We start from the raw sequence: 11,493 nt of genomic DNA on the forward strand, positions 1-11,493 counted from the left end.
CAACATAATTTTGCATGAACTTTTTACACTATAGTATAATTTCACTCCGTTATAAAGCCTCTGAGCATTTGGGAGAAGATATAAAAAAAGCATGAAGGAATACAGGACAAAACGCCTAAATTTCCTTCATGCTTTGGACAATGATTTTTATTTCGAGACAAAGTTTATTATCTCCTATCAATTAAAAATATTATACTGGTACGCGTAAATTTTATTTTGAGAAAAGGTGTAGCCATTAAATAAGGGAGTCGTTGAAAGCTTTTAGTTTTGCCATTACAAAATAATCATATTCAATTAATGGGCTTCGTCTTATGCTTCATAGCAGACAGCTGACTGAGTATCCACTACACTTCCAATATATTTAGCCACCTCAATATGTACCGGATGGACAAGGTACGCATCTAAATCCTCCATACAAGCGAATTTCGTAATCAGTATGATATCATAAGACGATTCTCCATGACGAATATTCACTTCCACCTGTAAATCAAGAAGTACCTCTATTTTTCCTTTCAAACTGAGAAGTGCATTCTTTGCCTTTAAAATGCTTTCATTATCTCTTTCTTTTAGCTTCAGTAGCAAATTGTTTATTATCATTTTTTAACCTCCTTGTATTATTTTTAGTATTGTATAGGCTTTCTTCTGCCCATTTACCATGATAGTAACTTTAGCTGTGCTTCCATAAATTGTACTTCCTTTCTCGCGGTAGTAGATAAATCCAATCCCCACGATAAAGCAATGAATCTTTACTCAGTAAGTAATATGGTCAATCTGACAATTTTATCATTTCTAACGGTAAAGTGGAAATCAAGCAATACTGGATCTGGAAGTCCGGTCCTATCGAAGTTACCGTCTACCTTTGCAGTAACAATAGTATTATCACCATTTTGCACAACATTTGTTGGTTCTAGTGTAATTTGAGCAGCAAACTGCTGGCCATCACTCCAATCTTTTATGGCCTGTATTCCACGATGCTCCTTACCTTCGTCCTTTATAACGGCATCCTCTGCAAAAGCCGAAAGAAATGCAGTGGAGTCAGGCTGATTGGTTGCATCAAAATAAGTTCTGATAGGTTTTGGTAATTTTGTAAGCATAATATCTCTCCTTGTATTTAACTATAAGTTTTTGTTTTTATTTTTATATTCTAATATTGGCCGTTTAATTATTAAACGCTTCTACTTCTAATACAATCCTATTGCCATGTTATTTGTAAGGGATCCCTGTCAACCAATCGTTTATATTGGTTGACAGGATACCCCACCATAAGTCCGCCGGTCACACTTTTATTTTCTGGTAAATTTAAAAGTTGGAGGAGTGGCTGGTAGCCAGAGCTAGCACAAAATTCAAATAATCCTGCCCAGCAGGTTACAAGTTTAATAGACGATGCATATAATTGTGCATATGTCAATGTAAAATGAGTATTGTCTCGACCAAGTGGTAAAAAGTTTTTATCCACTATAGCCACCACCAGGCACGGTGCATTCCGTAACACAACATCTTGACCAGACTCTCTATAACTTTTGATCTGTGCTGCAGTATTGGACGCCCATGGCGATAATGATAATGATGAAACTTTTTTCATTTCTTCTTCTGCCCATTCAATAGTAGCGACGGTGATTCCGCGTAATATATCAAGGTTATCCACAACATGATAGGCCACACCTTGTGAATTACATGCACTTGGCGCAAAGCGGGCAACATCAAGAAGTTGTCGAACTTTTTCACGCGGCACGGGAGTCTGTCTATAAGAGCGAACAGAACGCCGCGAACGTAAAAATTGTGCTGCTGTATCTGCGTCTAAAACCGATATTTTCTCCAGCGGTACCTGATTCATTAAAGGTGAGTTGGTATGATCCAATGCTTCTGTAGGACAAACAGCCACACAGTGTCCGCAATTAATACACAGATCCTTGCTGACTTCCGGTCCATGACTTTCCATACTAAGAACCCCTCTGCAGACATTAACACAAAGACCACAGCGAATACATTTATCCTGATTTACTTGAATAAAATCTAAATATGTCATTTTTCTCATTCTCCTATCTAGCCCCAGCGCAGGACAGTTATCTTCCCCTTAATTATAGAGAATAGCATACTCCGTAAAGCACTCTGCAGGCAACTTGCTGTCATGAGCATTCGCTCGGCAGAACTAGACTTTAACAGACCGCAGTTGTTTTATAATCATAATATCTTTCCTTGTTTATTTCATCACTAAGTGAATTTAGAATTTTATGGAATTTCACTTTTGAATCATTAAATTGTTCTAATGATTCCACCATCAATGATATGTTCACTACCTGTAATATATGAAGCCCGATCGGATACCAGGAAAGCAACAAGCTCTGCTACTTCTTCTGGGCGGGCTGGGCGGCCAAGTGGTATACCTCCGAGAGCATCCATCAGCTCCTGCCGTGCATCATCATAATCAGTTTTGGAGTTCTTTGCCATCCGTTCAATAAGTCTCTCTGCAGCTTTTGTTTCAGTAAAGCCAGGTGCAACAGTGTTGACACGTATTCCATCATGAGCAATTTCAGTAGCTAATCCCTTGCTATAGTTTGTCAATGCCGCTTTAGCTGCCGAATATGCCATGGTCATATTTCCAGGGAGTCGACGTTGAATAGACGTGATATGGATAATAGCACCAAAATTCTGTTTGATCATTGAGGGTATTAATCCTCGGTCCAATCTCACGGCAGAAAACAAATTAGTGTCGAATGTTTGCTTCCAACCATCGTCACTTTGGGCAAGAACTCCACCGGCTGGAGTGGATGAACCTCCAACATTGTGGATCAGGATATCTATACCCCCAAAACGTTTAAGCACCTCTCTAATAATTTTTGTGGTACCCTCAGGTGTGCTGACGTCGGCCTGAATGTACAATTCTGAATCCTGAAGTTCATCAGGAATCGTTCGTGCAGTGGTAATAACTGTTGCTCCAGCCCTGGTAAGTCGTTGAACGATTGCTTCCCCAATCCCCTTAGTTCCGCCTGTAACAAGGATTCGTCTACCTTCCAGTTCCTTATTATCTGTTAATACTTCCAATATCCTATTCTCCTTTTTTATTTTGTAGTTATTCATTACTTTTTCATTATACCTACCATAACTTGACCACATAGTGTCAAGTTATTATGATTTGTTTTTATATTTTTTAAGTAACTTTTCCAGCTTATCCTGAATCATTCCTCTTATACTCTGAGGGGATAGCACTTCAACTGTTGTTCCAAATGAAAGGATATAATTGAACATCCACTCTACTTCTGGCAAAGTTGTATTAACAGTAAATGAGCCATCTTGATTTTTTACAATCTCTTTTTCTTCAAATTCGTCAAAGACCCTATAGGCTCCATCTGGAGATATTTTCAATTGTATATCTATCCAATTATTGAATTTATACTTTTGAATATCTTCATTCAGTTCTTTCGTAGATTTTTCTATAAAAATCTCTCCCGTTATCTTGACATCCGACATACGTGAAATTTTAAAGGTTCTATATGCTTTTTTTGATAAACAGAAGCCTTGAAGGTACCAAGCATTAACTTTAAAAATAAGTTTTATAGGCTCTACCTTTCGGCTGCTTTTTTCACCGGATGAGCTAAAATATTCAAATTCAATTACCTGATGCCTAATAATGGCGCTTTTCAAGCTATTAAATTGACATTTTTGATTTTTATTGCTGCCCCAAGGAGAAAAGTCTACTTCAATCCAATTAATATTATTTTTATTAAACAGGCTACTCAATTTTGAAAGCACTTTGTCTGTTTCTAGATTTTGTGTTACATTTAGACTTTGCAAGGCAAATAATATTTCATTTTGCTCATTTTCAGATAGCAATGATTTATTAAGAATATACTCATCTAACAGATTTATACCTCCACCTTTTCCTCGCGTTGCATAAATTGGTATACCTGTTGAAGACAAAGTGTCAATATCCCGATATATAGTTCTTACAGATACTTCAAAATGTTCAGCCAGTTCTTTGGCGGTTATAGTTTTTTTATTAAGCAAGATATAAACAATTTCAAATAGTCTGCTTATCTGCATACAATCACCTCTTGATCATTATAAGACATGAAACTTGACAATAGTATGTCAAGTTTCATGTCTTATAATTCAAAATAAATTTATTGCTTTACCTATTCGATTATCTTATATATTTCTGTCTGAACTCACTGGGTGTTTCATTTCGGCATTTTTTAAAAAATCTACTAAAGTAATCAAGACCTCATCACAAGAAGCAAACCGAATTATGTGTGTTCCTGTGATAAAATATATTATTCTGATCAAAAATAATTTATTATAAAATACCATGCTTTACTATTAAAACCTTACTTCTTTAGTGTTAATCCTATTATCTTAATATAATAAAAAATTAGGAACCCCTAATCATTTTCAGATTAAAAGTTCCTAACTCTTAATATAAGCTTTTATATTAACACGTATCTATTCATATTTGATAGCAATTACTAACATTAATTGCCCAAACTTTTTTATTCATGGACAAACTTTATTGTTTTTTAACAGTTACAACATTAATTACAACTCACAACACCTGTGACATTATTATATTGTAATTTGTGCTATCATATATTGTAAATGACAACTTTATTGTCTTTTACAAAAGCTACAGCTTTTTATACCAGCACCTATTCAACCGTAACTGACTTGGCTAGATTCCTCGGACGATCAACGTCACAGCCTTTTTTGATTGATATATAGTAGGCAATAAGCTGAAGTGGTATTACTGTCACTACTGGAGCTAATATTGAGCTTACATTAGGAAGATAAATTACTTGGTCACAAGTATCTTCAATATTTTTATTACCTTCTATTGCTACACCTAATATATAAGCTCCTCTTGTCTTTACTTCCTTAATATTACTTACCATTTTCTCAAATAAATCCTTCTGAGTGGCAAGAGCTATTACTACAGTTCCGTCTTCTATTAAAGCTATAGGACCATGTTTAAGCTCTCCTCCAGCATAGGCTTCTGAGTGAATATAAGATATTTCTTTTAATTTAAGGGAACCTTCCATAGCTACAGCATAGTCAAGTCCTCTTCCTAAATAAAACACATCTTTTTCACTATATTTTTCATCAACAAATTTTTCTATATCCTCTTTGTGATCTAAAATTTCCTTTTCTCTTTCAGGAAGCTCCAGCATATCCTTTTTTATTGCCTCTATTTCTTCACTTGTTAAGGTATTTTTATTTTGTGCAAAATATAGCGCAATTATATACATGGCTATTAGCTGAGTTGTATAGGCCTTTGTAGACGCAACTGCAATTTCAGGTCCTGCCCAAGTATATAGAATATCATCTGCTTCTCTTGATATAGTGCTGCCAACTACATTAGTTACAGCTATTACTCTGGCACCCTTTGCCTTTGCAAGTCTCATAGCAGCTAAAGTATCAGCTGTTTCTCCTGATTGACTTATTACAATCATAAGCGTCTTTTCATTTACAAGTGGATCTCTATATCGGAATTCTGATGCTATATCAACCTCTACAGGTATTTTAGCCAATTTCTCTATTACATATTTACCTACAATTCCTGCATGATAAGCTGTTCCACAAGCTACAATATAAACTTTGTTAATATCCTCAATCTGTTCTTTTGTTAAATTAATACTATCTAATTTTATTTTTTCACCAGATATTATTCTTGAGGTCATAGTGTTTTTTGTAGCTTTTGGCTGCTCATGAATTTCCTTTAACATGAAATGTTCAAAGCCAGCCTTTTCAGCTGCATCAGCATTCCAAGTCACATGATATACTTCTTTTTCAACCTTTACCTTGTCTTCAGTAATAATATCCACACCGTCTTTAGTTAAAACTACAAATTCATTATCATTCAAAAGGTATACGTCTCTAGTCTCACTTAGTACTGCTGGTATATCGGAAGCTATGAAGTTTTCATCCTTCTTTAAACCCACTATAAGAGGACTATCCTTTCTTACTGCTACAACCTTGTCCGGTTCATAAATTGAAACTATCCCTAGTGCATAACTCCCCTGTAACCTTTTTACTGCCTTTATAGATGCATCTACTATATCTCCTTCATAGTAAAAGTCTATTAAATGAGGTACTACTTCTGTATCTGTATCTGATACAAATTTATATCCTCTTTCTATAAGCCATTCTCTGAGCTCTATATAATTTTCTATTATTCCATTGTGAACAACTGCAATAGTTCCTTTTTCATTTAAATGGGGATGTGAATTTAAAAAGGATGGTGCTCCATGGGTAGCCCATCTTGTATGGCCTATACCTACTATGCCCTCTATTGGATTAGCTTTCAATTTTTCTTCAAGCTTAACAAGTCTTCCATTAACTTTAGTAACTTCTATTTTACCAGCATTAATTAGTGCAACTCCCGCTGAGTCATAACCCCTATATTCTAATTTTTTTAACCCTTCTACAAGTAAAGGTGCTGCCTGTCTTTTACCTGCATAACCAACTATTCCACACATATTATCAATTCTCCCTTTCTTTTTTGCAAAGTTTTCTAAGCCTAGTATAATATTCAAAAAAATACTAAGCATGTAGGTGATATCATAAAAAATAAATATTTCTTAGATATCTAGCTAAAGGTTTTAACACCAGACTAATATTGTCCCAAAAATCGCTTCATGGTTTTATTAGCCGTTTACGGTAGTGTGATACCGTGGGGCACCCGCCGAAGAAATCGATACTCCCCATCCTCGTCAACTTAAATTAAACTAAAAATTTTGGATTTTACCAGTTAGAATTTATTCATATTTATAAAATCCTATTTTTCATCCTTATATTGCCTATTAGTTTCATTTAAGTTCTGGCGCTTTTATTCATTATTATTATATTATATTATCATTCACCTCCTAAAATTCTCTATACTACATTATATTTTTAACTATGCCATAAGTCAACTTGTCCACAAAATATTAAATTTAATTTAATAAAAAGGTCTTAATTAAGAAACTCCATATCCATTTCTTAATTAAGACCTTTTATCCGATGACTACCCCCTCTAATACTCCCCTCTTATTCAAGTGGAAGTAAAGAGTGGCTACGTCCCTGGATAACGATTTCTAAGCAACAGATGGAATAAAAACTCCACCTGTTGCAAAGAACTCTGTTTATATCCTAATATTTATCAATGAATGTTTTAGTTTTTAGCCTTCAAATACAGCAGCTTCAGCATTTGCCTTTTCTTCTATAAGCTTTGCCAAAGAGTGTGCCATTTCATCAAGTTCTGCTTGATTTTCTCCTTCAAGCATTACCCTCACTAAAGGCTCTGTTCCAGAAGGTCTTATTAAAACTCTGCCTGTGCCATCTAGCTTTTTTTCTATCTTTTTAATTTCATTTACAATTTCTGCATCTTCTTTATATATGTTCTTTTTATTATTTGGTATAGTAGCATTTGCCAGTACTTGAGGAAGCTTTTTCATCATACTTGCAAGTTCTGATAAAGTATTGCTGCTGTTTTTTACTATAGCAGATAATTGAAGTCCTGTAACTAAACCATCTCCTGTAGTATTATAATCAAGAAATATTATATGTCCTGATTGTTCACCACCAAGCTTATAGCCTTGCTTTAGCATCTCTTCCAAAACATATCTATCTCCCACCTTTGTTTTAACTGTATTTATATTTTCTTTATCAAGAGAAATAAAGAGTCCCATATTACTCATTACAGTTACAACAACTACATTTTCATTTAACTTTCCATTTTCCTTGAAATGCTTACCACATATAGCCATTATAAAATCGCCATCTATGAGATTACCTTTTTCATCTACAGCAAGGCATCTGTCTGCATCTCCATCAAAAGCAAGACCTAAATCACATTTCTTTTTCACTACATATTCCATAAGTTCTTCAGGATGAGTGGATCCACAGCATTTGTTTATATTTATACCATCTGGATCATTATTTATTACAACGATTTCTGCACCAAGATCTCTAAAGGTTTTTACCGATGTCTTATAACTTGCACCATTAGCACAATCTAAAGCTATTCTCATTCCCTTTAAATCGCAATTAATTGTGGATTTTGCAAATTCCATATAATCTTCAAGAGCAGAATCTTCTATTACTTTTCTTCCCAAATTTTCTCCTGAAGGTGAAGGAATATCCTTGCAATTATTTTCAATTACACCCTGTATTTTATCTTCTAGTTCATCTGAAAGTTTATAGCCTTGAGAATTAAAAAACTTTATCCCATTATATTCTACAGGATTATGTGAAGCTGATATTACAACACCGGCATCCAGCTTATATTTCCTTGTAAGATAAGCTATAGCTGGTGTAGGTATTACCCCAACACACACTGCCTCTGCTCCTACAGAAAGTATTCCTGATACAATTGCTGATTCCAGCATGTCCTTAGATATCCTGGTATCTGTTCCCACCAATATTCTAGGTTTATGTGATCCCTTTGATAATACATATGCTCCAGCTCTTCCAAGACTGTATGCAATTTCTGGTGTTAATTCACAATTAGCTATACCTCTTACACCATCTGTACCAAACATCCTACTCATAATATTTTCTACCTCGCTCTATCAATGAATCATGTTTTAAACAAACATCAAATTATACATTAAATAATTTCATTTAAAATTATTTAAATAAAAATATTCATGATTAGCATTATATCATATTAATATTCATGAAACAAACACAAGGTTACTGTTATTACTGATAGATGTTGGTAAATAGAAATACTTTTTTTATTACCTATATTAAATTTTTTTTAATTTAAAAACAACAAAAAACATTAGTATTAAAGTTACCAGGCCACAAAATAAAAAGCTGGCATTAGCTCCTAAATGCTCACCTATTGTTCCAGCAAATAAATTTCCAATTGGGGTTGATCCAACAAGCACCAAGCTATAAACACTTACTGCTCTTCCCCTATATTCATCACTTGAATTTATTTGAATTGTAGAATTAACTGATGCCATAAATATTATATTAAAGAATCCATATATTGCTAATATGAATATTGAAATATAATATGTATGAACAAAACCTTGTATTACTAAACACATTGACAAAATTAAAGCACTAATAAATATTATATTTGATTTTCTTCTTGTATTTGAGGCAAATTTTACGGATCCAATTAAAGCACCTACACCCGAAGCGGTTAAAAGTGTACTATAGGCGCCAGCTGATTTATGCAAAACTTCTTTTACATAAACGGGTATAATTACTTCATTGTTAAATGCAAATGTTCCAACAACAAGCATTAACATTACTGCAGTAAATATTATTTTTTGTGACTTAATGTATTTTAGGCCATTTGTGATATCTTCTATAATATTGCATTTTGCCTTTCTTATACTTGCATAATAAGACTTAATGCTAATTAAACTTATAAGAACAGCTATAAAACTAACTCCATTAATAAGAAAACAAAAAACAGATCCTAATTTAAGTAATATAATACCAGAAAGTGCTGGTCCTAATATTCTCGCTATATTTACAACAGTGGAATTCATACCTATGGCACTTATTAAATCATCTTTACCCACTAGTTCTATAAAAAATGCTTGCCTTGTTGGCATATCAAAAGTTTGAACAATACCATAAATGCCTGCTAATATTAAAACATGCCAATATTTTATATTACCAGACCATATTAATATGGCAAATATAAATGCCTGCATCATTTGTAAAAACTGTGTTATTAGCAAGAGCTTTTTCTTTGGAAACCTATCAACAAAAACACCTGCGAAAAGAGAAAATAGGAGCATTGGTGTAAATTGAAAAACTCCTAAAACTCCAAGTAAAAATGCTGACTTAGTGATACTGTAAAATACCCACTGTTGGGCTGTCCTTTGCATCCAGGTCCCCATAAGGGATACACATTGTCCAGCTAAAAAATATCTAAAATACTTATACTTTAAAGCTGGGAAACTTTTAATAATTCTATTGTATACCTTCTTCATTGGCAACTTCTCGCCCAGCAATTCTCCCATTGATGACACATTCACTTAAATTTCCTCCTATAATCCATTTTCAGTTATTATCTGCAATAATTATTTTTTACCCTACATCATAAACAAGGCTTAATATTTCATGCTAAATAAATTAACATGGAATATTAAGCCTCTCATATATTAAGTGAGCTTGTACTAATTTAAATTTTTATATTAAGTAATTTTTCCAAATCTTAAACATAAATTCAAAGTCATTACTTTATAATATACGTTATATATTATTTTTATAACGTATATTATATAAATATAGCATTTATAATTAATTAAAATTTTTATAACTATTTTAATTATATTAACGTAATTTATTAATGTCAATACTTATTCTTATTATATAGATAATCTTAAAACGTTACAAACAGATAATACACAACGTTATAAATGTATTTTTTTGCGTTGTAATACATATTTAGAACAGTTATAATATATTTATAAATAAGGTTCATTGATATAAATTTAGGAGGTACTACTTTTGAAGGAAAATAAAATTACTATTTCACATATTGCTGATAGCCTTGGAATATCCAGTATGTCAGTAAGCAGAGCGCTCTCAGGTCAGACAGGAGTAAGTGATAAATTAAGAAATAAAGTATTGGAAAAAGCCGAAGAACTTAAATATAAAAAATGTAAAAAAGCATCCAGTATAAACGTATTAGTTCTTCATCAAAGAGCTTTAATTGATGATAATAGTAATTTTAGCACTAGAATCCAGGGCATAGAAAAAATACTTCAACAAAATGATGCACAATACGACTTAGAATTTGTTGATAAAGATAAACAGAATAATATGTATCTTCCTTATAAATTATCTAAAGGTACATATTACGACGGTGTAATTTTACTTGGAAGATTTAGCCTACAATATGCTGATTTTATCAGTAATAAAATTAAAAATTTAGTCTTTTATACAGGCTACTCCCCATCCTATGATTATGACAGCGTCTGGTTTAACTTTAATAACAGTGCCTACAAGCAATGTAAATATCTAATAGATAATAATCACAAAAATATAGGCTACCTGGGAGATATGAGTAAATTCAGAAATAAAGAAATGCTTATGGGAATAACTACCTGCTTAGAAGATTATAATATCGATGTCAAAAATGAATTTTTTATAAATATGAAAGATAATTATAAGGATGAAATTATTAAATTATTCAATAAAAAAAATAGACCTACTTCAATAATATGTGGAAGTGATTTTATTTCATTAGAACTTATAAAAATTTTTCATGACATTAAAATCAATGTACCAGAAGATGTATCTATTATAGGTACAGGAAATACACAAATTTCATCACTATCCATACCCTCTTTAACTACCGTGGATTTAAATATTGAATATTCCTGTGAAGTTGTTGTAGATTTATTGTTAAAGAAAATCAACAATCCCTGCAAACCTCAAGAAAATATTGCAATATACACATCTCTAGTTAAGCGAGATTCTGTAAGAAAAATTTAACCTGACTAACTTGGCGTAAGTCTCCCACGCACTCTGTGAAAGTGATTC

Annotated in this window: 9 protein-coding genes; 1 reads left to right on the forward strand and 8 read right to left on the reverse strand. The window is 32.9% G+C overall.

Going from position 1 to position 11,493, the window contains the following annotated elements; genetic code table 11:
* Positions 1-309: 309 nt before the first annotated feature.
* From ABF633_RS16850 to ABF633_RS16885, 8 genes are all read right to left on the reverse strand, one after another.
* On the reverse strand, positions 310-597 hold the full coding sequence (locus tag ABF633_RS16850; protein WP_415525147.1) for a Dabb family protein: 288 nt from the start codon (positions 595-597) through the stop codon (positions 310-312).
* A gap of 149 nt (positions 598-746) precedes the next feature.
* Positions 747-1,094 carry a nuclear transport factor 2 family protein gene (locus ABF633_RS16855; protein WP_415525149.1) on the reverse strand — a complete coding sequence of 116 codons (348 nt, stop codon included), beginning with the start codon at positions 1,092-1,094 and terminating at the stop codon, positions 747-749.
* A gap of 98 nt (positions 1,095-1,192) precedes the next feature.
* Positions 1,193-2,026: a nitroreductase family protein gene (locus ABF633_RS16860; RefSeq protein WP_415525151.1), complete on the reverse strand. Its 834-nt coding sequence runs from the start codon at positions 2,024-2,026 to the stop codon at positions 1,193-1,195.
* Between the two features lie 227 nt (positions 2,027-2,253).
* Positions 2,254-3,078, reverse strand: coding sequence for an SDR family oxidoreductase (locus ABF633_RS16865; RefSeq protein WP_415525153.1), 825 nt, complete (start codon positions 3,076-3,078; stop codon positions 2,254-2,256).
* 48 nt (positions 3,079-3,126) lie between these two features.
* Positions 3,127-4,041 carry a helix-turn-helix transcriptional regulator gene (locus ABF633_RS16870; protein ID WP_415525155.1) on the reverse strand — a complete coding sequence of 305 codons (915 nt, stop codon included), beginning with the start codon at positions 4,039-4,041 and terminating at the stop codon, positions 3,127-3,129.
* Positions 4,042-4,643: 602 nt separating this feature from the next.
* Positions 4,644-6,470 (reverse strand): glutamine--fructose-6-phosphate transaminase (isomerizing), encoded by a 1,827-nt coding sequence (gene glmS, locus ABF633_RS16875; RefSeq protein WP_415525157.1) that lies wholly within the window; start codon positions 6,468-6,470, stop codon positions 4,644-4,646.
* A gap of 681 nt (positions 6,471-7,151) precedes the next feature.
* Complete coding sequence (gene glmM / locus ABF633_RS16880) at positions 7,152-8,522, reverse strand: phosphoglucosamine mutase (RefSeq protein ID WP_415525159.1); 1,371 nt, start codon at positions 8,520-8,522, stop codon at positions 7,152-7,154.
* Between the two features lie 201 nt (positions 8,523-8,723).
* Positions 8,724-9,980: an MFS transporter gene (locus tag ABF633_RS16885; protein WP_415525161.1), complete on the reverse strand. Its 1,257-nt coding sequence runs from the start codon at positions 9,978-9,980 to the stop codon at positions 8,724-8,726.
* Between the two features lie 475 nt (positions 9,981-10,455).
* On the opposite strand from ABF633_RS16885, the gene ABF633_RS16890 reads away from it, so the two are divergent.
* Positions 10,456-11,445: a LacI family DNA-binding transcriptional regulator gene (locus ABF633_RS16890; RefSeq protein WP_415525163.1), complete on the forward strand. Its 990-nt coding sequence runs from the start codon at positions 10,456-10,458 to the stop codon at positions 11,443-11,445.
* Positions 11,446-11,493: the final 48 nt, after the last annotated feature.

The sequence above is a fragment of the Clostridium sp. genome (assembly GCF_047718555.1).
Taxonomy (GTDB): Bacteria; Bacillota; Clostridia; order Clostridiales; family Clostridiaceae; genus Clostridium_I.